Source organism: Nostoc sp. LEGE 12447 (genome assembly GCF_015206985.1).
Lineage (GTDB): Bacteria > Cyanobacteriota > Cyanobacteriia > Cyanobacteriales > Nostocaceae > Nostoc.
This window is the reverse complement of sequence record NZ_JADEXT010000003.1, coordinates 99900-123667: the sequence shown is the minus strand read 5'-3', so window position 1 is coordinate 123667 and position 23768 is coordinate 99900. Positions and strand designations below refer to the sequence as shown.

The window sequence follows — 23768 nt, the reverse complement described above, 5'->3', positions numbered from 1 at the left end:
TGATTAGATAAGGCTTTGAGATAATTAATTCTTTTTTGTGGGGTATGGGTTCGGGAATATTTTTGTTCGCTAAATCCAAGCTAAACTGCGATCGCTCCATGTACCAATTGCTGCAAATCCTGAACTATTCACAAGCACAACAGCATGGGTTAGTCTGGTCTCAACACACGTGTACCCTATGACAGGTATACTATACAGAGAAATTCCCAGATGAAAAAGTCGAGAAAAATATGGCACAAAAAATTATTTACGGAACAGTTAGTGATGATGGAACAAAACAGGTCGGTGAAGGATTTGAAGTTCAATCATCTGAACCAGGATTGTATGTAATTACGTTTTCACAACCTTTTGTGACTACTCCAGTCGTAGTTACCACTCTCAATGGTTGGGGAGCAGATAATCAAATTGTTGTTAAGGATACAGACCTCAACAAATTCCAAGTTTCTATATGGGATCTGGAAGTTAAACAACAGTCTGGCTCAACTTCTGCACAACTGGAAGTTAAGAAAGAAAAATCGTCTTTTAATTTTATAGCGATCGGGGAAGGTAATTAAGTTAAGGGTTATTTCAAATCTAAAATAGGGTATTAAATGTAGGTTGGGTTGAGGAACGAAACCCAACATTAATCGGGGTGTTGGGTCTCATACTTCGAACTAAACTACAAAATCTAATACAACATTTTAGGTTGAGTTGCGCTCCGCTTCACCCAACCTACGTCTAATACACTATTTTAGCCTTGCTACACAAGTAGGGTGTGTTAGCAACAGTGCAACACACCTTTCATTTATAAATCTCTATCCCTTCATGGGTAGGTATTCATAATCCTGAATTTTGACTAATGCACCAAATTTTCTTGTTTAAGTTGCTCTTTCGCTAAAGCCAATGCTTGATGAGCATTTCTAAACTTTGTTTCATCCGTAAATTTGCTATCAAAACACTTTAAATAAGCTTCCAAATATCTAATACGTAAGCGTGGATCAGCCGGATTCAGAAGAAAGGGGAGGTCAGCCTCAACCATAAACCGTATAGCCAATAAGGGTATAGGGCTACGAAGTGGACGAAAGTTTGGATTGTGCATACCGGGAGTTTCATTACGTTTATGAAATTCTCCTATCATCAGTCCTGACTCAACAAACAAAGGTTTAAGTTTTTGTTGGACACTATCTATTAATTTACAAGCGTCCTCTATATGAACATCAGGAAAAATAAGTAAAAAAGCTTTGTTTATTTCTAATTCCTGCTCTTTAACTTCCATTTTCAAAAAGATATCTTTATAGCGTCCAACAATCTCTTCTAGTTGTTCTGGATACAAATACTTGGTACGAATAACTGCTAGACGAATACTGTTTGACTTGAGAGAGTAAGGTACAAAAGGGCACACTGCGCCGGGTCTTCCTAAGTTAGGATGAGGTCTTGCTAAAAAACTTTTCACCCACTCTATAGTTTCAAGTAAGTAAGGACGGTCTTCGTATTCCTGGAGTTGTTCGATTTCAAGAATTGTATATAGTTGCATCAGCTTAGGTGAAATAGAAGAATTTTTGAAATCTGAATCCAAATTATGTGCCAAAACTAACTATTATCTAAGTAAACAAAACAAGCCTTGACTTTTTTATTTTTGGTTTATTTATAGTTTGTAGGAAATAAAAATGCTAAGGCATTTTTGCGAGTCCAAAAAATTACACTAATCAATACACAAAGATATTTTCACACAAAGCAAGTTGTGCTTATTGCTTTTTGGTACTTGAGCCAAAAGACATACATCATATATTATCCAGTAGATGCTCTTACTTTTTTACACTCTTAAGCTTCCATGATTTTCAACAAAGATATTATAAAGTTTATATCCAAATAGTTATTTTTACTGTAAAAGTTTAGTTTTTACTGAACATCCTAACATCGTGTTGATCTTTTTTATACACAGAAATTTTTGTCTAAATACTTATTTTTGCCGTTCCTCCTTGGTGTCTTCGCTAGAAGAAGGCATTATATTGATGCTATATCATACAGAATTAGTACTTACGCACTGTACACAAGAATCATGTTCTGTATCAACTTAAATATGTCATTTCAGATTTTTATTAATCATTTTCTGATGGTAAATAGACTTGTGCTGTAGGGGCAATATCCTTCGGGTACTCGATTGGAGAAATCATAGAACAGCTGCTTTGTGTCTACATGAATTGCCCATACACAGTTTATGCTTTTTGACAATAGCTGAAGCGTATTGATCTATATTTGGTCTTTCCTGTCAATGCGTAAGTCCTGCTATTCTTCATGAAGATGCGCTTAATTTGAATGAACCCTCATTTCTACGAGAGGCTTGTGCCAACGCGCTGCATCTTTCAGAGAAGGACGCAAAGGAAGAGAGGATTTAAGAAATATTCAGTAAAAATCTAGAGATTAAAGAGTAAGACAAGGCCAGTTACTACAAGTTTGGGAGCCAAGGTTGTAGTAACTGGCCCTTGTCTTACAGAATTAAATATTGGTTTAATTGCCAGTTCCTTATTTATCAGCAAATTCTTTCACCACTGCCATAGCATCAGAAGGAATCTGCGTAATTAGGCGAAATGGAAATGCTTTAGTCGAAGCAAACTGAGCATAATCTGGTGTCAGAAACACGGCGTAGTTTTTAGCTTCTGGGGTCATCTGTGCAGCAAACGCTAAAGTTATAGCTTTAAGGTACTTGCGAATATCTGCTGCTTGTTCGCCTACAACTTCACCGCCACTAATGGGTGTATTTGGTTGTCCGATCTGATCCATAGTCTTACTGGGGTCTTTTACACTCAGATGAGTACCCCCAACTATACCAACTAGCCATTTGGGGGATGGAATTTTGTCAAAACCCACAATCTGTTCAGTTAAAGCTGGGGTGGTTTTATCTGCGGAACCTGCTAACACTAGAGTCGGAATTTGCACCTTAGTTAACCCAGTTTCGCCATAAATCAGAGAAGTTGTAGGATTGAGAGCGATCGCCTGTTTTATTCTCGTATCCCGTAATTGATAGGTATTTTCTGGCAGTTCTTGGGCGATGCACTGCATAGCTTCTCCTAGACTTAAGATAGCCAAGTTCTTTTTGCAGCGTTGTTTGAGCCGTTCTAGTTGTAACTCCCCTCCCGCCAGTGCTAAAGCTGTACCACCACCAAAAGAATAACCAACAATCATCGCGTTCATGGTCGCAAGTTTCCCTTGTAGGGGATGATTAGTTGTTTGGTTGAGCTTTTCTAATTCGTCGAGAATAAAACTAACATCTTGAGGGCGATTTAAAAACTCTTGAGGCTTCACAGGTCTGGTTTTGCCCTGTAATGCAGAATTAATATTATCCTCATTACTACCAGGATGTTCTAAAGCAGCTACTACATAACCGTGTGATGCTAAATGTTCTGCCAGGTAACGCAAGTCCGTGCGGACTGATCCTAAGCCGTGAGAAAAGACAATTAAGGGTTTATTGGCAGTTGCATCATTTGACCAGTAAATATCAACTGGAATTTTGCGATTGTGCTTTTGGTCATTCAGGCTTAAGTTGAGTATTTTTACTTGAGCCGTTCCTGGTTGGCTGGGATCAAAAGGAAAAGCAATCTGCGGTGTTTTAGGGTCGAGTTGGGGAGCAATAGCTAGCATAAATTGCTGCGTGCGCCAAAAAGCTGTATTCAAATTCCCTGCAACTATCAAAGCTTTTGGTAAATCAATTTCTAAGCGTTTACTCGGATAAGCAGCGATAAAACTCAATATAGAAAGACCTCCTGGCGCAGTAGAGCCTAATACCAATCCTCCTCTCAGTGCTTGTGCCCCAGCATTGTCCTTTCGGGCTAAGGCTGTAGCGAAGTCATTGAGAATAGTTGTGCCAATCTGAGTATTAAGCAACTTATTAATGGTGACAACGTTCATCGGTATATTCATACCTAGTGCCCCTAATAGGAAGCGGCGTTGTTGTTCAGATAATCCTTTAGCGTAAGACTGCAAGCTCCTAGGCAATTCTCCTGTTTTGGCAGCGTTTTGCAACTCAGTAAGGGAGATGGATTCTGTAAATAAACCCAAACGCACAACAACGGTTTCAGCCGCAATAGCCGAAGTATTTACCCCAAACTGTGTAAGTACAATTGCACTAAAGAAACCTGCAACTGTCTTAAGACTTCTCCAACTTCTTACCATAAATATTTATACCAACTCCTACTTAGGGGAATATAACGAATATTTGTGTATTTGACTACCCCTTTAATCGCCCAGAAATCAAAGCAGATTTTTCTCTGAACTCGATAGAAATAGCCCCAATCTGCTCAAAGCAATCAAAGCTCATCAAAAGTAACGAATTGTAGAATTCATCACAGCTAAAAATTTGGGCATGAATCAGTGTTAACAGCCACAAAAGTCTGATTGTTTCTCCGCTAGGTTTAATACTGTAACTAAACTATAGAACAGGCGAAGCGATGCCTGCGGCGGAAAACTACGCATCTCCAATTTGCACTTTTTGTCGGCTGATATCCTCATCAAATTTTAGATTTTGGATTTTGAATTATTAAATACAAAATTCTCTTAGTTACAAAAGTTTCAGCATTTCTCTCAGTTTCAGTAATGTCAAAATTTTGTTAGCAACAATCAAAAATCATTTATACAGAGCAACTAGATTCATGTATGTGGTCATCTAGAAACTAAAGTTCAAAATTGAGTGAATGCAATCTTTTTGACAGCACATTTTAAACGGCCGCTTAATGTTTTGTCTTTGCCTTTTAGAAGGTGTTGCAGAGGTGTTGCAGGTCGATAGTCTTACTGCTGTAGCTGCACTATCATTACTCATTAAATTCTACTAGCCGCATCAACAATTTTTCTTGGCTTTATGCGTCGCAGACTCCGCTATATTTTAATTTTGTTACTCTCCTTGAGTATTATTACACTGTGGTGGCCTGTGAATGATTCTGATTGTAATATCGGGGATCTTTTAGTATCAAAAACTAAAAAATTTCAAGTAAATGCTACTAAGGTTATTGTTCAGCCGTGGCGTGGTCGTCACCATGTATATGGAATCTTTATGATTCCTAATGAATACAAACAAGCTCCATTTTTTGTAGTAACAGTCCAAGGTGCTGGTAGTTACTGTTCAAAACAATTTGGTTATAAAAAAAACTTTAATGGTATCTTTGCTGAACCAGGAACTTATTTGGTGCAGAAGTTTGTTAGAACTCGAACGGCTTTGCGGCTCATTTTCCAAGGTTTGTACTTCCAAATCAATGATAAACAGAACTGGACGTTGACTTTACCTGAACCAAATACTACTACCGCTACGCCTAATTAGTGATTTGTTCTTTAAATAGTCAAAACCCTGATTTTAGACGCAAAGTAGCTTATTGTCCCTACCGCCTGTACTGTTGCGTAAGTCCTATTTAATTAGGAATTATTCACTTGGCTTGGTGATTGACTTTGCAAAACCTTATTCTTATTTAACAAGTTACTAGTAGCATTTACCACAATCTGCGCTGCTCCTGTAAAAAACGATCGCTCGATAGTCGCTGGAACATCACTAGGTTGATGATAGTGCGGAGTCCGTAAATTTGCTGTATCTGTCACTAGCACAGCACCCACACCCTGATACCAAAATGGTGCATGATCGCTACGTAAAGTGTCCGGTGTCAGTAAACCTTTAAAAGGAATTGGTAGTATTAGGACTGGTGGCAGATTTGATTCCTGTTTATTTAGGGCGCTTGAGGGGAGAAACTGTGAGCTTGTAAAGGCATTCAGCAAAGGCAAATGTTCTGTATCACCAACCACTGCCAAAAAGTCGCCCTTGTCACTAGGTGGGGTAACGGGCAAACCCGCCGGGTATTTCTGACACCCAACAGTGTAACAAGCATAACCAACCATATCCATAACGATCGCTCCGTCTAAGTTTTGCAAGCGTGCTGTCTTACTCACAAAAGCTTGACTACCCAAAAGTCCTGCTTCTTCTTGGTCAAAAAAAGCTAGTTGTAATGTCCGTGGTGTGGGGCGAGAACCAAGCAACCGCGCAACTTCTAGCACTACAGCTACACCACTAGCGTTATCATCAGCACCGGGGGATAAAGCAACAGTATCGTAATGCGCTGCGACGAGAATTGCTTTAGCGCCTTTGTTAGTTCCTATACGTTCAGCAAAAATATTTACACCCTCAGAGAACTTTTCTAATTTGGGCTTCCAGCCGAATTTTTTCAGTTCAGTTGTGATATAAGTGCGAGTGAGCGATCGCTCTTTTGTGGTGTAGCGCTGGAAATTTAACTTTTGGATATGGTTTAATAGCTGATCGGTAGACACTTGTAGGGTATCATCAACTTTTTTTAACTCTAGTTGTGGTTGCGACGTTTCCACAGGAATGCTTTCAACAATTCCTGGCGAGGGACGCTGTTTAAAAAGCGTGTTACCTCTGCTACCCAACACAGCAACAGTCACTAGCAGCAACAGCATTAGCCAAATCCATTTTTTCATGTGATTTATCCTTTGCTCATCCAAGTTGTATTAATATCATTTCTGTTTGAAGATACGCCTATAAGACTGATGCAAAACTACAAGCTATAGAGGCAATTCATAAATTGCCCCTACATAAACAAAGCCTAGCCTCACATAAAATCTTTAATAATTAAAACTTATATTCCCTGTGCGAAGGTAAGTAAGTACCTACATCGATTATTGAATTCCCTCCATATTGTTTATCAGTATCGAACAAAGTTCAGGGATGTCGAAAAAATAAAATACCCAGATGTTTCAAAAAATTTTTAACCAAACTCCGATATTTTTGCGTTTTCGCCCGGAGTGCGAAAGCTAGCTCATAGCATTTTATTATTTTTATATACTTCAAAATTTATTTGAGAAAAAGCAGCTTATGAACATGAACAGTATTTTATCAAACACTCAGACAATAGAGACAGTTCGAATTCTGGTTGTTGAGGATGAGTATATCTTAGCTATGAATTTACAAGAAACTTTAGAATTGCTAGGATACACTGTTTTAGATATTGCTGATTCCGCAGAAACAGCAATTGAAAAAACTTCTGAATTACTCCCAAACCTGGTTTTGATGGATATCCAGTTGCAGGGTGAGATGGACGGTATTCATGCGGCGGAATTAATCTGGAATCGTTTTCAAATCCCTATTGTCTACATAACTGGACATTCTGACAAAAGCACGGTGGATCGCGCTAAATTGACATTTGCTTTTGGTTACATTCTCAAACCTATCAAAGAACAACAACTTTATGTTGCCATTCAAACGGCACTCAATTGCTATCAACGGGAGCAATTATCACAATTGCAACGGCTAAACCAGTTTAAAGAGGATTTTTTAGCAACCACCTCTCATGAAATGAGAATGCCATTAAAGAATATCAAAATGACAATCTCCGTGCTAGAAAATATTCTTCAGCGAGAAGGCATTTTCAATTCAGAGCTACTTTCTCCATTTGAGTCTGTAGCTGACTACCTAACTATTCTGCGTCAACAGTGTGAAGAGGGGCTAGATTTAGTGAACAATCTGCTGTCTATGCAAATGATTGATACAGATGTCTATCCCTTAGAAATAAGTTCATTTAAACTTCAAGACTGGCTTCCGCATTTAGCCTTGTATTTTCGAGAATGCGCTCGAACTCAGCAACAGATTTTCCAGGTTAGCATCCCTCAAAACTTACCACCGATAGTTACCGACTTAGCTCTTCTGTCCAAAATTGTCTCAGAGTTACTCAACAACGCTTGCAAATATTCCCCTCCCGATGAAGAGATTCAATTAACTGCTCAGATCATCTACCTTACAAAAGATTTCATTAATGAAGATGCTCAATCTGGGATAGAAATCGATTCTCAAGTCCCCTTCTTTGAAATTAAAATTAGCAATTCTGGCGTAATAATTCCTCAAAAAGATCAATCTCGAATCTTTGATCCCTTTTACCGGATTCCTGACAACGATTTCTGGAAACATGGCGGCACAGGATTGGGCTTGGCATTAGTTAAGAAGCTTGTAGAATATCTCCAAGGCACAATAGAATTTACCAGTACTCAAGGTTGGACAAGATTCACAGTTATACTACCATTAAGCTTGTAAAAATAATTTATACAGCAGATTTAAACTTTGTGAGGTAAAAATAATATCCCACTCACACTTTCTCTTACTCTACTCAATACATTGAGGATAGCTGGGCATGATGTACTTTATTTATTTGTAAAATTAATTTTATAAATGTTTACACGCAGGCTTGTTTACTTTTTTTATATAGTGAATGTCAAGTTTGACAACTTGTCTTTTGACAGCGATCGCAACTTTACGTAAAGTGCCGCACTAGAGGAGTGCTGAGTACTAAGTAAAGAAGAAAAGAATTTCTTATTACTTCTTCAAAATCTTTATTCTGACACTCAGAACTCATGACTCAGAACTCAGGGCTTTTTTTATGGTAGATTTGTTGCTGATCTCAATCCTGGGGTTCCTGGGGAGTTTTGGGCACTGTTTTGGCATGTGTGGCCCTTTAACAGTGGCATTTTCCCTGTCTCATCAGCCGAAAGGGACATCACCCTCAGAAAAGCCAGCTACTTGGCGACAACAATTAAAATTTCATCTTTTGCTAAACCTGGGGCGGATGTTGAGCTATGCTCTAGTCGGTGCTGGCATTGGGGCGTTAGGTTCGGTATTGCTGCAAAGTGGACAGCTAGCGGGTATTGGCAGCGACTTTCGGCACTGGATGGCAATTTTGACTGGTGTGATGCTGATTTGGTTTGGCTTAGGACAAGTAAAACCCGATTTGCTCCCGCGTATTCCCGTGCTACATCCCCTATTACAAGGTAGGCTACATGATCGCCTCAGCACAGGAATGGTTAAGCTTTCCTTTAAAACTAAATGGTGGACACCAATACTTTTGGGGATGACTTGGGGTTTAATGCCCTGTGGTTTCCTGTATGCTGCCCAAATCAAAGCCGTTGAAACTGGCAATTTATGGATGGGTGGGGCAACTATGCTGGCTTTTGGACTGGGAACTCTGCCAACTATGCTAGGGGTAGGCATCTCCACGTCGTTGGTAAGTAAAGACAAGCGCAGTCAGTTATTTCGATTAGGCGGTTGGGTGACACTCACCATTGGCATCATTACCCTGCTACGGACTGGTGACACAATGGTAGATTACACCGGGCACGCCGCTTTATTCTGCTTAATATTGGCGTTAATTGCGCGTCCTATTAGTGGGTTGTGGGCTTCACCATTGCGTTATCGCCGCGCCTTGGGGGTGGGATCTTTTGTGCTTTCTGTCGTTCACACCTTCCACATGATAGAACACTCATTGCAATGGAATTTTGCCGCCTTTTCTTTTATGCCGCCAGAATTTCAGTGGGGTATGGCTGCGGGTGCTGTAGCATTAGTATTAATGTCCCCCGCCGCTTTAACGAGTTGGGAATCGTTGCAGAAATCTTTGGGCAAGCGTTGGCGACAGATTCATCTATTGGGTGTGCCAGCCTTGCTCTTGAGTGCTATTCATGCTGTGTTGATTGGTTCCCATTACTTGGGTTCCTTGCAATCAACTTGGGGAAATAACTTAGCGGCAGTACTGATGGGAATTATTACCCTCAGTGTCTTACTAGTGCGCTCGCGTTTTTTTTGGTCAAAGTTAGCCGTAGAAAAGTTTTATGTCCCCCCAACAAAATCGCGGTAAATTATCCTTGTTCTCTGGCTCAATCCCAACGAGTCAAAAACAGAGGCATCACCTACTCAAAGGCATTTCTTGGAAGAGTCAAGGAACAATAAAGTATTTATTATTCCTGAGTTTCTTAGTTATATCAGTCACTAATCTTTACCCTGCATCTGCTCATAAGGTGGAAGTTTCTGGAGATGTTGGTGGCACCCTCCACATTGAGCCAAATGATAATCCTCGGGCTGGAGAACCCTCCCAAGTCTGGTTTGCGCTTACCCGCAGAGGCGGAAGGGTTATTCCCCTGTCACAGTGTAATTGTCGGTTGGCTGTTTATGCCGAACCTTATGCAACCGGAGAGCCTGCACTGCTAGAACCACGGTTAGAAGCTGTAGCAGCCGAACGTTATCAAGGTATTCCAGGTACAGAAATTACCTTTCCCAAACCAGGTATTTATGAGTTGCAACTAAATGGTAAACCAGTCTCTGGGGCAAGATTCAAACCTTTTAACTTCAAATTTGAAGTTACTGTAGCAGGCGGTTCTACACAAAATACACAAATTCAGCGAGATGTCAATGGTGATTTCGTAGAGGGTGAATCTCAGAAATTACCCATTTGGGCGATCGCACTGCCAATCTTCGGATTTATCGGCATCTTAGTTGTCGTACTGCGAAACATGAGAGGGGGTGGGGAGTAGGGAGCAGAGGGAGACATTTTTTTGTGTCTCCCTTTGTGTGAATTCACTTCACCAGATCGTTTGTACATGAGGATAATTCAGAATCTTCGCATCGCAAGTTACCAGAGGAATTCCATATCGTCTAGCGATCGCAACTATAATTCTGTCTGCTGGATCTTTATGAAAATTGTCCGGCAGTTGTGTACTGGCGATCGCATCTAGAGGATTCAAAGACTCGATAACAATACCTGAGTGCATTCGCGCTAAGGAATACCATTCATCAATTGGTAACGGTAAGGTTAGTTTTCCAATGCTGAATTTGATTGCAATTATTCCATACTGAAATAGTAGAGACGAGCAAGCCACTTTGTGGTTCTTCTGAATCAATTGCGGCTTGGGCTTGACTCGATAACTGACTTGGATTATGGAGTAACCAGAGCCAAACATGAGTATCTAATAAAATCATTCGCCCAAGGCTTCCCAAAGTTCCGGCATAGATTCGTCAAAATCTTCTGCAATTCCAATCGGCAGCCCCCGCAATGGGTAGTGATGAGTAGAAGTTTGTTTTGCTTGCCAAGGCACAATGCGAGCAACTGGAATGCCATCACGAGTAACTACAACTTCGGTTTGAGTTGCTGTCACCTCATCCAATAGCGCTGTGAGAGTACTATCTGTATCTTGAATATTGAGGTACTTCATACCGCCAATTTATGCGATCACTTTTACGCCTTAATTTTAAGCGATTCTTTGTGTAAGTGTTTTTCGTATCTGCCCTTTCACCCGGATTTCTCACGATACTGTAGGCAGAGGAGTGTGGGGAGTGTGCGGGGTCAGATTTCTCCCCATCCCCCCACTAATTTATTCTGAATTCTTCTTTTACAAATGTCGCTTTTGATGCCACTGCCACGCATGAGCGACAATATCTTCGATGGATGGATATTGAGGTTGCCAGCCTAAGATTGTTCTGGCTTTCTCACTGGTGCCAATGAGAATTGGGGGATCTCCGGGACGGCGATCGTGTTCTTCTACTGGTATCGAAGTTCCTGTCACCTGTTCGGCAGCTGCAATTACTTCTCTGACAGAGAAGCCGCTACCATTACCCAAATTAAAAACTTCGCTATCGCCACCTTTTAATAAATATTCCAATCCCAAAATATGGGCATCTGCTAAGTCATTAACATGAATATAATCACGAATACAAGTACCATCAGGCGTGGGGTAATCGGTGCCGAAAATTGAGATGGATTTTCGTTTGCCTAAAGCTGTCATCAGCACTAAGGGAATCAAATGGGTTTCTGGGTTGTGATCCTCGCCGAGTAAGCCATTGGGATTAGCACCAGCAGCATTAAAATAGCGGAAACGCACTGATTGAAAACCATAAGCAACATCAAAATCAGAAAGAATCCGCTCTACCATTAGCTTTGTAGTGCCATAAGGATTAATCGGATTTTGAGGATGGTTTTCTGGAATGGGTACAAATTCTGGCACGCCGTAGGTAGCACAGGTAGAAGAAAAGACAAATTTCTTTACAGATGCTGTCAGCATCGCCTCTAACAGAGTCAAAGTACCAACAACGTTATTGCGGTAGTATTTAGCTGGGTCAGTCACTGATTCTCCTACGTAGGCGTAGGCAGAAAAGTGCATCACAGCAGCAATATCGCGGGTTTTAAATAGTTGATCTAGTAAGGCGCGATCGCCTGTATCCCCTACTACCAGTTCTACCTGTAAAATCTTTTCTACCAGGTCACGATGCCCATAGACCAGATTATCAAGGATGATAACGTTATAACCCGCTTGCTTCAAAGCTAGCACCGTATGAGAACCAATGTATCCAGCTCCCCCCGTGACTAAAATGGTAGGCTTTCCAGACGACATAGTTTTTCCTTTTAAGTGGATTACTCAATTAATTTAGTTTACCGGTGCCACATTACTCTTCTGGAAAATTATAAATAATAGGCGCAGTGTTAAAAATTTGAACTAAAATCACTACGACGGTAGTCTTTGGGTGTGAGGTTTGAAGTATTTTAAGTCAAACAGTACGATTACAATTTGACAATAAAATAAATCCATTTCCCGAAACCTCTAGGTTGAACCTTATGGGTGACGCTTTTAGCGTCGCGGCTAAGAAGTCACTAGTTGTTTTATACAGGGAAACCATGCAGGACAGTTCCTCCTGGGGCATAAAAACCCCTAGTCAAGTGGACTGTCTTACCACCACACTGGCTCACCGCACCAGAAAATTTGAGAGTTAATCTATGTTTCTATTGCTAAGCCGGGTACTGCTGTGGCTGCTGATTGGCACTATCGTATATTCTTTGTTCCAGCGATTTTATCCCTCTGGAACTTTTGTAGGGCGATTAATCTTAGTCGTTATCTTGGTAATCGTAGCCCTTTCATTTCTGAACCCCAGTGAACCAGCTGTGGCATCTTTGTGGAGAATGCTATCTTTTCCACTCAAGCCTCTGGGGGCCTCTGTTTTACTGATGATTTTGGCTGCTCAAAAAATTAAAGGAGGCGGAATAGAAAAACCAGGAGGATACTTGATAGGTTGGGCACTGACGATTTTGCTGTTGGCAAGTACACCAGCAGTCGCCTATTTCCTCTATAGGGCACCTCTAGCAATGACAGGTGACACATCTGTAGCATCTGCTGTATCAACATCTGGGACACTGGTGGCATTAGGGCAACCAAACACCACAGCAAATATCTCAGATGTAAAGGGAGATAGCATTATTTCTTATAATTTAAGAGTGCCTCCCTACCTATTACAAGGAAATCCTCAAGATATTCGCACACGCGGTTTACGACTTGAAGACTTTGTACCAAATTCGGAAACGTTGCAATTGACAACAAGAACTTGGGAAAGTTATCTCGCTGAAGTTTACAGGTTCATGCGTGTTCAACGGTAATAAAGTTAAAAAAAGGGGTAAAGGATAAAGGGTAAAGGGAAAGGGCAAAGGGTTGAATTAGTTAGCCACTGTCCCCAAATAGGTTTTTCCCTTCCCCATTCCCCATTCCCTCTACATAGCTGCCTGCTTGGGCTAGCAGTTAATCTAGGATAAAGTTGCAAAATTGCTTTAATGGCAAAATCTCGACGAATCGCTAAACTCAGTGCTTACTTACGACCCCATTGGCGGGAAGCGTCATTAGGCATTCTCGCTTTGTTGTCTGTCAATGCACTGGGCGTTTATATCCCTTGGTTGATTCGTGCTGGTGTTGATAAACTCTCAACAACCTTCAACTGGAACGAAATACTACATTATGTAGTAATCATTGTCTTGCTCAGTTCGGCGATGTGGCTAATGCGGATGGCATCACGCATTTGGCTATTTGGGGTGGGTCGTCAGGTGGAATTTGACCTGAAACAACGGATTTTTGAACACTTACTCAAACTGGAGCCGGCTTATTTTGCCAGTAATACTGCTGGCGATTTGATTAATCGGGCTACCAGTGATGTGGACAATATCAAACGTTTATTGGGTTTTGCCGTTTTGAGTTTGGCAAATACGGTGTTTGCCTACGCCCTGACACTGCCAGTAATGCTAGCTATTAGTGTGGATCTGACGCTAGCGTCTCTGGCAGTTTACCCTTTTATGCTCTTATTGGTGAGTCTGTTTAGCGATCGCTTACGCAAACAACAAGCAGCAGTCCAGGAGCAACTCTCTGAAATCAGCGAACTCATCCAGGAGGATATTAGTGGCATTGCCTTAATTAAAATTTATGCCCAAGAAGCAAACGAGCGTCGAGCCTTCTCCAAAAAAAATCAGCAGTTACTGACTGCTAACTTGGAACTGGCAAAACTCCGAAATACACTTTTTCCGCTAATTGGTGGACTAGCTAATGTCAGTTCGTTGGTAATTATCTGGCTAGGGACAGCACGGATGTCTTCTGGGGCGCTTCAGGTTGGCGACTTTTTAGCACTGTTAATTTATGTAGAGCGTCTAGTTTTCCCGACAGCCATTTTAGGATTCACAATTACTGCTTACCAACGGGGTGAAGTTAGTATAGATCGCCTGGAATCTATTCTTTCTGTCACACCGAAAATTCAAGATGCAGCCGATGCCATACATCTACCAGCAGCGGAACTAAAAGGGGAAGTGACAGCGAAGAATCTTAGCTACAGTTACCCTGGTTCTTCTACTCCAGCTTTAGAAAACATTAACTTTACTATTGCTCCTGGAGAAACCGTGGCCATTGTTGGGGCAATTGGTTCGGGAAAATCCACTTTGGCGAATGCTTTACCGCGCTTGTTGGATATTGAATCAGGACAATTGTTTTTAGATGGGCTGGATATTACTAAAATAGCTTTGGCAGATTTACGAGGTGCGATCGCTTACGTTCCTCAAGATAGTTTTCTATTTAGTACTACAATCAAAAATAATATCCGCTATGGCGATCCAATTAGCGAACAAGAGCAGATAGAATCTGTTGCTAAACTTGCCAAAATTGAATCAGAAATTAACAGTTTTCCTCAGCAATATGAAACTCTTGTTGGTGAACGCGGTATTACTCTTTCTGGTGGTCAACGACAACGTACTGCCTTAGCTAGAGCTATGCTGGTCAATGCGCCAGTGTTAATTTTGGATGATGCTCTCTCTAGTGTGGATAATCAAACAGCCACGCAAATCCTCAAAAATCTCTCCAGTGGTACTGAACGCAAAACAGTAATTTTCATTACACATCAATTATCTGCGGCGGCTGCGGCTGACAGAATTTTTGTGATGGAGAAGGGAAAAATTGTTCAGATAGGCAATCACTTAGAACTCTTGCAACAACAGGGTTTATACAGAACTTTGTGGAGCCAGCATCAAGTTGAAGAATTACTGCATTAAAGTTTTGACCTTAAAGCATATTTTATTGTTTGTTGGATAGCACAACTGTGCTATCCAAATCTTTAGGGATTACAGTATGCCCGTTCAGCTAATGTGACATCTAGCACAAATGGATTGTCATTACCTTGAAATTTGGCGATCACATGACTGCGTTCTATTTCAGTAATATCCGGTACGTCTTGCTGATTCCATTTACACAAAGTCTGACGCTGATTCTGAAAGTAATTTCGGTCTACCTTCTCAGCCTGATTCCGATAGATAGTGTAAAAGTAGAAAATTGCCCTAGCTATATCCCCTTTTACTTTCTCTCTAGGCTCAAATTTAGAAGAAGATGATTCGCTAAACTCGTCAATTGCTCTACTAGGAATTGTAGATTGAACAGTATCATTTCGATACCATTTTTTAGTACTTGTGTCGGCTATATCATCAAAGGGTTTATTTCCTCGCTCAGTATTAATATCTTCTCGTGCAGGAAATAAATGGTGAAGGTCACTTCGAGCATTACCGTTGTCAGCCCCTTTACTTTGTGGCCAAACGTGTTCAGTATTCAGCCCTAATTTGTCAGCTTCCTGACTAGGATCGCCATTACCATTTAGACGAATTTGGTAACTGGCATAGATATCTGTCACAATACCTGCTTGGTTGTCAATAATGCCAAACATTTCGTCTCTTGCGCGATCGTAGTTCAAAATTTTGCTAGGCGTATACTTCTTAGCAAGTTCTTCAACTAGAGCGACTTTGGATAATTGAGGCAATATAATTGCCGAATCATTTACGGGAGTAGGTTGAACAACAGGAGGAATAGGGTCAGAGGTGGACTGGCTAGTAGGTAATGTAAACGCTGCAATCACAGGATCATGGTCGCTGACAGGCTGACTAAAGCCAACATTGACATGCACAATGTCAATTTTTGGTTGAGCAAAACCAGAAAGGTTTTCACTGACCAACAAATGGTCAATAAGTTGAGGTTTTCCCCGGAATTTGAAAGTAAAGCGATCGCTAGCAGGTAAACGATCCGTCAGATTCTCAAGAATATTACCCTTTAAAGTTTTCAGAGGTAAGGAATCGGGTAAATCGTTTAAGTCACCCAGTACAATTACTTTGGCTTGCGGGTCAACTTCTAATATTTGCCCTACGAATTCATTAACGATTTCGGCTTGCTTGACTCGTTGAACATCGCTAGGAGAACCTCCCAGCTTAGAAACAAAGTGATTAGCAATGATAAACAGCTTTTGCTCGTTAAATATAAATTCTGCTACAAGTGGCTTACGGCTTTCCTCGAAAGCACTATTTGTAGGATCAATCCGACCTGGGTTGAGTGAAAGGTCAAGACCATTTGTACCTTGAGTAATAGCCACAGCATCTAATGAACCGCCTCTTCTAGGCAGTTTTGCTAGAGTTATCCGACTGGGCCGAAATAATAAACCGACACGGATATTACCTCCAGGTTCTCCACCATCTTGATCGTCACTGGGTGCAATATCCACAAAATCGTATGCCGGACTACCGATATTTTCGAGCGCAGCAATCAGTTTTTGGTAAGTCTCGTTTGCATTCACAACATCATCATTGGTTGGCCCGTTGTTATCCTGAACTTCAACCAAACTGATGATATCTGGGGCGTTCAAATTCTTTTGGATAATTTTGGCAATATCATCAAAGCGTCGATCTTTTGGGTCTAAATTCTCGACGTTAAAAGTTGCAACAGTCAATACATCCTGGGAATTTTTTAGAGATGTTGTTTCCCGTTGAGTAACTGGAAGTAAAGGAGTTGGCAATTGGGCTATTGGACTAGCATGCAGTGGACTAATCCATACAAAGAAGATGAGAACAGTACTAAATAGTAACAACAATTTGATGAGTTTCATTCTCTCTTCCAATGAAGATATTTTCTAGATTAGTCTTCTTTTGAATAGAGTTCAATTAAGATAAGTTTTAGGTTGAGTAAAGGTGAGCATTCTATCTGAGAGAAAATACCAGGACACAAGGAAATTTGGCTCTATTCACTTACTACATTTGCAGTCTATTAGATACCCTGTTTAATATCAAATATTGATAATTAATTATTGGTAGCGATGTCTGTGACGGGTTCTCTACAAGAGGCTATAGCAGTGCTTACGTAGACCGTGATACTTTTCAATCACCGTGGCTTTGGATAACTTCATGAAGCTAGTACAAGGTAGTGTAATTACCACGTTAGTTTTTTGGGATAGGTGGGTAGTATAAATTACCGAAAAAACTAATTTGGCATATAGTGATGTTCAAAAGGAAATTATCAGAATTCCGTGCTTCACAGGAATTGTCCACCTCGAAGGTAATGGATCGCCATATTGGAGCGATCGCAGCTTTAATTTTAATTAGCTTACTGAGTTCATTGAGTGGAACACCAGATAGTCATACCATCACTACCTGGTGGGAAGGCTTTCTCTGGGGATTGGCAGATCCAGTAATTGCCTTAGATTGTTTAGTGGGGATTGTTGCTATTGGCTTACTGTCATCTATGTTTGTTCGTGGCGCTGCGATCGCTGGATATTTCGTCTTAGCAGCAATCTTGGGTATTGTAATTCATCTATTCCAGCTAAATTTCCCAGGCATAGAAATAGCCATCGCTATTTCTACCATCGTTTTTAGTACTATGCTGATGATGCCAAATCAACCAAACTTTGTGGTACTTGCTCTAATGGGTATCAGTGCTGGTTTATTTCAAGGTTACACTGTTGCTGATTCTATTATTGGGGCAGGAATGCTCCCACTAATTGCCTATATAGTAGGTATGACATTGACTCTGTTTGTGGTTGCTATGAGTGCCAGAGAAATTGGTGGTGCAATGGGTATGGGAGAAATAAACCGAACTCTACCCTGGAAAATTAGCATTGCTGGCTTTGCTTTCTGTGCGATCGGCATCGTGTTTTTGAGCAATTCGATCAGCTAAATCACATATTTCAATTCAGTGGAATACATTTATTTATGGGGGCGTACACTTAGCTGTGCGCCCTTATTATGTGGATAGATATTTAGAAGCTATATCTCAATAAAAGCTTGTGACATCTGAAGAAATTGCGGATATGCTAACAGAATTAATTTATAAAAATAACTTTTGACAGTGAAAATATATCACAAAAAATTATGAAGATATAAAATCTAAAGAGATTTTTTAGGAATTAAAGATTATTAATTTATCATGACAAAGAATATTTCTTTTTGGCTTAATTTACCTCTGATTGTTGGCACTGTTACAACCCGTGATTTGGAAACCGTTTACTATACCTAAGTACTTTCAAAAAAGAAAACTAGCTCATCATTAACATAAGGCTCTTATACCATTTCACGAAATGACTGATACAAATGATTTGTCTCTAATTCTGTCACCTTGCTTTCCTGGTGGCTATTTGTATCGACCTTAAAGTGAAATGGTATTAATACTGAAGAGTGATTTATTATCGTATACAGAAAACCGCAGCAGATTGATAAATTGTCAACAATTTTCATTTTTTATGAACTTTGAATTGATAAATTAACAACAACTAACAGAAGTAAGGATAAAAACTTAATCTATTTAGTTTTTTCTGCGCCACTAGTTAAGAGGTAATCTATGGTGCGAAACTCAAAACTAGGGTACAGAACGTTCCCTAAGTCTATTCTGCGTCCATCTGTTGCTATAGGTATAATTGCATCTTTATTGGTTGGCGGAATAAGTTTTTATATAGTAAAACGCTGGCAAAATTATGCAAATCCAGAAACACAAGTGCCAGCAGCACAATTGCCACAGTTAAAAACGGTAACAGCTTTAGGGCGAATTGAACCACAGGGAAAGGTAATAAAACTTTCTGCTGCGGTATCTGCTGAAGGAAGCCGGGTAGAAAAGTTGTTAGTAAAGGAGGGGGATTGGGTAAAAGCGGGACAATTGATTGCAATTTTGAATAGCCGCGATCGCTTGCAGGCAGAATTAAAAGAGGCGCAGGAACAGGTAAAAGTAGCACAGGCAAATCTAAACCGCACCCAAGCAGGTGCTAAACGTGGTGAAATTGCTGCTCAAAAAGCCGCGATCGCTCGCTTAGAAGCAGAACGCCAAGGTGATATTAATACTCAAGCAGCGACAATTGAGCGATTCCAAGCCGAAGTGCAAAATGCCCAAGCAGAAGACGAACGTTATCAGCAACTATATCAACAAGGTGCAATTTCCGCCTCCCAACGAGATACTAAACGTTTAAACCTAGAAACCGCCCAAAAAAGCCTGCAAGAAGCACAAGCAAAGTTAAATCGTACCCAATCAGCTAGCCAGCAACAGGTAAAACAGGCCACAGCAACCCTTGAGGAAATTGCTGAGGTACGAGGAGTAGATGTAGAAGCTGCCCAAGCAGAAATTAATCGGGCTGTAGCAGCCATGAATCTGGCAAAAATCAATCTAAAACAGGCCCAAGTGCGATCGCCCCAAAATGGACAGGTATTTGAGATCCACACCCATCCTGGCGAATTAGTATCAAATAATGGCATTGCTGATATTGGACAAACTAGCCAAATGTATGTCATAGCCGAAGTCTATGAAAGCGATATCGGCAAAGTTCATTCAGGGCAACAAGTACGAATATTTGGTGATTACCTCCCCCTTGAATTGCAGGGAATCGTAGATCGCAAAGGTTTGCAAGTGCGACGACAGAGTGTCATTAACACAGATCCTGTCAGCAATATCGACAACCGAGTAGTAGAAGTTTATATCCGACTAGATGAAGTTTCCAGTCGAAAAGCTGCCAGCTTAACCAATATGCAAGTTAAGGCAGTAATTGAATTGTGAAAAATAAGGGATTGGGGACTAGGGACTAGTGACTGGGGAAGAATAATCCCAATCCCTAATACCCAGTCCCCAATACCCAATACCCAGTACCTAATTATGGGATTGATCAAACAACTGCGACGGCGAACCCCTCTAGGATGGCTGCAACTGAACCATGAAAAAAGCCGCCTCTTGGTGGCTTTGTCAGGTATTGCTTTTGCGGATCTTCTCATGTTCATGCAGCTGGGCTTTCAGACTGCGCTGTATGACAGTAACACCAGACTACATCGCAGTTTGCAAGCAGACATTGTTTTAACCAGTCCCCAAGCCCGTAACCTGCCAAGCTTGTCTACATTTTCTCGTCGGCGACTTTACCAAGCAATGGATATACCAGGGGTGAAGTCGGCAGAACCAATGTATTTCAATAATACAATCTGGAAAAATCCTCAAACACATCGTGAGACGGGGGTGTTAGTTATCGGGTTTAATCCAGATAAGCCAGCCTTTGACTTACCGGATGTTAACCAGCAATTGCAGGCAATTAAGCTACCAGATACGGTTTTGTTCGATCGTGGCGCAAGAGGAGATTATCAAAAAGCGATCGCTCAAATTAACCAAGGTAAAACCCTAACCACCGAAATAGAACGGCGCACAATTACCATTAGTGGCTTATTTCAAGTCGGGGCTTCCTTTGGTTCTGATGGCAATCTGATTACTAGCGATCAAAACTTTTTGCGGCTATTTTCTGGGCGACAGTCAAGTAGCATCAGTCTAGGTTTGATTAAGGTAAAACCAGGCTATGACCCAAAAAAAGTAGCAGTAAGCTTAAAAGCCTACCTGAGAGATGATGTCAGAGTCTTAACCCACGCCGAATTTATTGAATTTGAGAACAACTTTTGGAGGACAAATTCCCCAATTGGCTTTATTTTCAGCCTGGGTGTATCAATGGGCTTTGTGGTGGGCGTGATTATCGTCTATCAAGTCCTTTCCACCGATGTTAATGCCCATGTTCGTGAATACGCCACCTTTAAAGCAATGGGATATCGCAATTACTATCTGCTGGGTGTGGTGCTTGAAGAATCGTTGATATTAGCAGCACTAGGCTTCCTCCCCGGATTGGGAGTGTCCTTAGCACTTTACCAACTGACTCGCAGCGCCACAAATTTACCCATGTACATGACTGCGATTCGGGCATTGCAGGTATTAGTGCTGACTATCATTATGTGTACAATTTCCGGTGCGATCGCCACCCGCAAACTTCAAGCCACCGATCCTGCTGATATGTTCTAAATTTGTAATTTGTCATTGGTCATTTCCAAAGGACAAAGGACAAATGACCAATGACAATTGTTACCAGTAATCGAGCCATTTATGACTAGTCAACCTGTGATCTCTATTAAAAATCTTGACCACCACTTTGGTAACAGTTCCCTCCGCAAGCAAGTTTTATCTAATATCAACTTAGAGATTAACGCCGGTGAAATTATTATTATGACTGGGCCCTCTGGTTCTGGAAAGACTACCTTGCTAACCTTAGTTGGTGGATTGCGTTCTGCTCAATCTGGTAGTTTGCAGGTGTTGGGGCGAGAACTTTGTGGTGCTAGTGCTGAACAATTAGTACAAGCGCGACGGCATAACGGTTATATTTTCCAAGCACATAACTTACATGGGAGTTTAACGGCACTCCAAAACGTCAAAATGGCTTTGGAATTGCACAAATATCTTGGGTTAAAAAATATGCTAGCTAGGTCAGCCCAGATGTTAGAGCAGGTAGGATTAGGAAATCATTTACATTACTATCCTGAAAAACTATCTGGAGGACAAAAGCAACGAGTAGCGATCGCTCGCGCCTTAGTCAGTCATCCTCAAATAATCCTAGCGGATGAACCCACCGCCGCCCTTGACAGTCAATCAGGTCGGGATGTAGTCAATCTTATGCAAAAACTGGCAAAAGAACAAAGCTGTACTATCTTGATGGTTACTCATGACAACCGCATCCTTGACATTGCCGATCGCATCGTTGATATGGAAGATGGTAAGCTGAAGTCAGAATTAACGCTCTCAACCTGAAGTTAATCAGCTTTCATTCCTCAAGCTCAGAAATCGAAACCAGAACAATTTAAGTATAATCACTGTTGTTTTATACCTTATATTAACAATAATAATATCTGTTATTAGTGTATAAACGGTGATTAAGAATTAGATAAATTAAAAATAATATAATTTCACACTATATTTTACTAAAAACTATTGTAGGGTAGGTATCTTGCCTACCCTACTTTTGCAAATTAAATGCTCAATAACTTAATAAATCGAACTTTGTCTAAGCTTAATAGGGTTATTTCTAATACTTTGCCCTTGGTTTACCCTGACTTTTCACATTATGTGGAAAAGTCCACCAAAAACCTAACCCCCTTCCCGACACGGGAAGGGTGAAAATTCAAAGTCTCTCTTCTTTTAGGAGAGAGATTTAGAGAGAGGTTTTGCAGATGCCGTGAAAAGTCAGGGTTTACCTGGCTTGCGCCATTTACTTACACCAATTTTAACTTAGCAATCTAGTACGAGTGTCCAGTTAAACAAGTGTCCAGTTGATTCCAAGATTTTCTTCAAGTATTATTATGTAATGGGTATAATCACAAGGTGTTTCTTTTGTTGCCTAATAAATGATACCTTGGCAAACACTTATAGAGTCTTTGCCTCCAATCTAGTTAAATTTTAAGATCATTACCAATGTCAATGTAATACATAAAGTTAATACCAACTAACTAAATTACAGTTACAAATCATTCTCTCTTATCTCCTACCTGATGTAACTCTGAGGTCTATAAGTCTCTGGAGGGTTTCAAAAACATCTACGTCAAAGAGGAAACACGAGTAAAAATAAGCTAGTCTATTTTCCAACACAAGCAAGGAATTTTTGTAGCTCTATGATTATTGAGAATAGTGCTAGTAGTTCAAACCAGAAGTTGCTCGGTTTTGATGTCAAAAGTTTGACAGCCAATCGCCTTGCAATAAATGTGTTAATGGGAATATTTGCTGTTCTCCCTATCACCTTGGCATTGCCTGTAGATGCTTTACAAGTAAAGGTGACTCCAACTAGTCCTAAATTAGGGGATACACTCTCGGTAGAGATTAATCTAGATAATCCTGAGAATGGTACAAATCCAACAGTAGCGAATGGTAATAATACATACCCAGCCTTTCAAATTGCCCCCAATCAGTATCGGGCTTTTGTTCCCACAACTCCCCTAGAAAAACCTGGAACTAGAACACTTCGCGTTGTAGGGGATGGTCAAGTCCAAAACTTGGCAGTGAATGTGCTTAATCGCAAGTTCCCTGTACAACGCATTACTTTGCCACCTGGCAAAGCCGGAGTAGATGCCACAGAATACGAACTTAAGCGTGTAGCGGCTTTTAAAGCATTAAAAACACCAGAAAAGTATTGGAATGGAGTATTTCTGAAACCAAATGCAGGGCGAATGAGTACAACCTATGGTGTTCGTCGCTACTATAATGGTACATTTGCAAAGGACTACTATCATCGTGGTCTTGACTACGCTGGTGCTGCCGGTTCATCGGTGATTGCCCCAGCTGCTGGGCGAGTTGCTTTGGTGGGTAGGGTATCCCAAGGGTTTAGGATACACGGTAACGTAGTTGGCATTGACCACGGTCAAGGAGTAACCAGTATTTTCATGCACCTGAGTCGTATTAACGTTAAAGAAGGTGATCTTGTGAAAGCTGGTCAACTAATTGGTGCAGTTGGTTCAACAGGTGCTTCCACAGGTCCACATTTGCACTGGGGTCTGTATGTCAACGGACAATCTGTTGATCCAACACCTTGGCGAACTAAGGTCGTTAATTAGTAG

At 40.8% G+C, this 23768-nt stretch carries 19 protein-coding genes; 12 read left to right on the top strand and 7 right to left on the bottom strand.

Annotation, left to right across the window (positions count from 1 at the left end; translation table 11 throughout):
• Positions 1 to 230 precede the first annotated feature (230 nt).
• Complete coding sequence (locus IQ274_RS05200; RefSeq protein ID WP_163933797.1) at positions 231 to 554, top strand: hypothetical protein; 324 nt, start codon at positions 231 to 233, stop codon at positions 552 to 554.
• Between the two features lie 281 nt (positions 555 to 835).
• Here IQ274_RS05200 and IQ274_RS05195 read toward each other — a convergent pair whose 3' ends face one another.
• Together IQ274_RS05195 and IQ274_RS05190 are read right to left on the bottom strand one after the other, a co-directional pair.
• Complete coding sequence (locus tag IQ274_RS05195) at positions 836 to 1567, bottom strand: DUF6875 domain-containing protein (RefSeq protein ID WP_322745182.1); 732 nt, start codon at positions 1565 to 1567, stop codon at positions 836 to 838.
• Positions 1568 to 2502: 935 nt separating this feature from the next.
• The gene (locus IQ274_RS05190; protein ID WP_194141620.1) at positions 2503 to 4149 is read right to left on the bottom strand and encodes an alpha/beta hydrolase; all 1647 of its coding nucleotides are present in this window, start codon (positions 4147 to 4149) and stop codon (positions 2503 to 2505) included.
• A gap of 682 nt (positions 4150 to 4831) precedes the next feature.
• Between IQ274_RS05190 and IQ274_RS05185 the strand changes: the two genes are divergently transcribed.
• Entirely contained in the window at positions 4832 to 5287 is a 456-nt protein-coding gene (locus IQ274_RS05185; RefSeq protein ID WP_194141619.1) for a hypothetical protein, read from the top strand.
• 92 nt (positions 5288 to 5379) lie between these two features.
• On the opposite strand, the gene IQ274_RS05180 is transcribed toward IQ274_RS05185, so the two are convergent.
• On the bottom strand, positions 5380 to 6450 hold the full coding sequence (locus IQ274_RS05180) for a M28 family peptidase (protein ID WP_194141618.1): 1071 nt from the start codon (positions 6448 to 6450) through the stop codon (positions 5380 to 5382).
• Between the two features lie 394 nt (positions 6451 to 6844).
• On the opposite strand from IQ274_RS05180, the gene IQ274_RS05175 reads away from it, so the two are divergent.
• The 3 genes from IQ274_RS05175 (at position 6845) to IQ274_RS05165 (ending at position 10320) form a co-directional block, all read left to right on the top strand.
• A complete protein-coding gene (locus tag IQ274_RS05175; protein ID WP_228058044.1) occupies positions 6845 to 8056 on the top strand; it encodes a response regulator in 1212 nt (403 codons plus the stop codon).
• Between the two features lie 343 nt (positions 8057 to 8399).
• A complete protein-coding gene (locus IQ274_RS05170; protein WP_163933810.1) occupies positions 8400 to 9647 on the top strand; it encodes a sulfite exporter TauE/SafE family protein in 1248 nt (415 codons plus the stop codon).
• A complete protein-coding gene (locus IQ274_RS05165) occupies positions 9622 to 10320 on the top strand; it encodes a hypothetical protein (RefSeq protein WP_194141617.1) in 699 nt (232 codons plus the stop codon). Before IQ274_RS05170 ends, IQ274_RS05165 begins: the two co-directional genes overlap by 26 nt.
• Positions 10321 to 10368: 48 nt before the next feature.
• On the opposite strand, the gene IQ274_RS05160 is transcribed toward IQ274_RS05165, so the two are convergent.
• The 3 genes from IQ274_RS05160 to galE all read right to left on the bottom strand — a co-directional run bounded on the left by IQ274_RS05160 (position 10369) and on the right by galE (position 12174).
• A complete protein-coding gene (locus tag IQ274_RS05160) occupies positions 10369 to 10746 on the bottom strand; it encodes a type II toxin-antitoxin system VapC family toxin (RefSeq protein ID WP_228058043.1) in 378 nt (125 codons plus the stop codon).
• 15 nt (positions 10747 to 10761) lie between these two features.
• Positions 10762 to 10998 carry a type II toxin-antitoxin system Phd/YefM family antitoxin gene (locus IQ274_RS05155; protein ID WP_163933813.1) on the bottom strand — a complete coding sequence of 79 codons (237 nt, stop codon included), beginning with the start codon at positions 10996 to 10998 and terminating at the stop codon, positions 10762 to 10764.
• A 177-nt stretch (positions 10999 to 11175) separates the two neighbouring features.
• Complete coding sequence (gene galE / locus IQ274_RS05150; protein ID WP_194141616.1) at positions 11176 to 12174, bottom strand: UDP-glucose 4-epimerase GalE; 999 nt, start codon at positions 12172 to 12174, stop codon at positions 11176 to 11178.
• Positions 12175 to 12554: 380 nt separating this feature from the next.
• Between galE and IQ274_RS05145 the strand changes: the two genes are divergently transcribed.
• Positions 12555 to 13208 carry a hypothetical protein gene (locus IQ274_RS05145; RefSeq protein ID WP_194141615.1) on the top strand — a complete coding sequence of 218 codons (654 nt, stop codon included), beginning with the start codon at positions 12555 to 12557 and terminating at the stop codon, positions 13206 to 13208.
• Between the two features lie 171 nt (positions 13209 to 13379).
• The gene (locus IQ274_RS05140) at positions 13380 to 15131 is read left to right on the top strand and encodes an ABC transporter ATP-binding protein (RefSeq protein WP_163933822.1); all 1752 of its coding nucleotides are present in this window, start codon (positions 13380 to 13382) and stop codon (positions 15129 to 15131) included.
• A gap of 62 nt (positions 15132 to 15193) precedes the next feature.
• On the opposite strand, the gene IQ274_RS05135 is transcribed toward IQ274_RS05140, so the two are convergent.
• The gene (locus IQ274_RS05135; protein ID WP_194141614.1) at positions 15194 to 16999 is read right to left on the bottom strand and encodes an endonuclease; all 1806 of its coding nucleotides are present in this window, start codon (positions 16997 to 16999) and stop codon (positions 15194 to 15196) included.
• Between the two features lie 389 nt (positions 17000 to 17388).
• Between IQ274_RS05135 and IQ274_RS05130 the strand changes: the two genes are divergently transcribed.
• From IQ274_RS05130 to IQ274_RS05110, 5 genes are all read left to right on the top strand, one after another.
• Positions 17389 to 18063 carry a HupE/UreJ family protein gene (locus tag IQ274_RS05130; RefSeq protein ID WP_194141613.1) on the top strand — a complete coding sequence of 225 codons (675 nt, stop codon included), beginning with the start codon at positions 17389 to 17391 and terminating at the stop codon, positions 18061 to 18063.
• Positions 18064 to 18723: 660 nt separating this feature from the next.
• Positions 18724 to 19923 carry an ABC exporter membrane fusion protein gene (locus IQ274_RS05125; protein ID WP_194141612.1) on the top strand — a complete coding sequence of 400 codons (1200 nt, stop codon included), beginning with the start codon at positions 18724 to 18726 and terminating at the stop codon, positions 19921 to 19923.
• Positions 19924 to 20019: 96 nt separating this feature from the next.
• A complete protein-coding gene (devC, locus tag IQ274_RS05120; RefSeq protein WP_194141611.1) occupies positions 20020 to 21192 on the top strand; it encodes an ABC transporter permease DevC in 1173 nt (390 codons plus the stop codon).
• An 81-nt stretch (positions 21193 to 21273) separates the two neighbouring features.
• Entirely contained in the window at positions 21274 to 21972 is a 699-nt protein-coding gene (locus IQ274_RS05115; RefSeq protein ID WP_163933833.1) for a DevA family ABC transporter ATP-binding protein, read from the top strand.
• Positions 21973 to 22829: 857 nt separating this feature from the next.
• The gene (locus IQ274_RS05110; protein WP_163929064.1) at positions 22830 to 23765 is read left to right on the top strand and encodes a M23 family metallopeptidase; all 936 of its coding nucleotides are present in this window, start codon (positions 22830 to 22832) and stop codon (positions 23763 to 23765) included.
• Positions 23766 to 23768 lie beyond the last annotated feature (3 nt).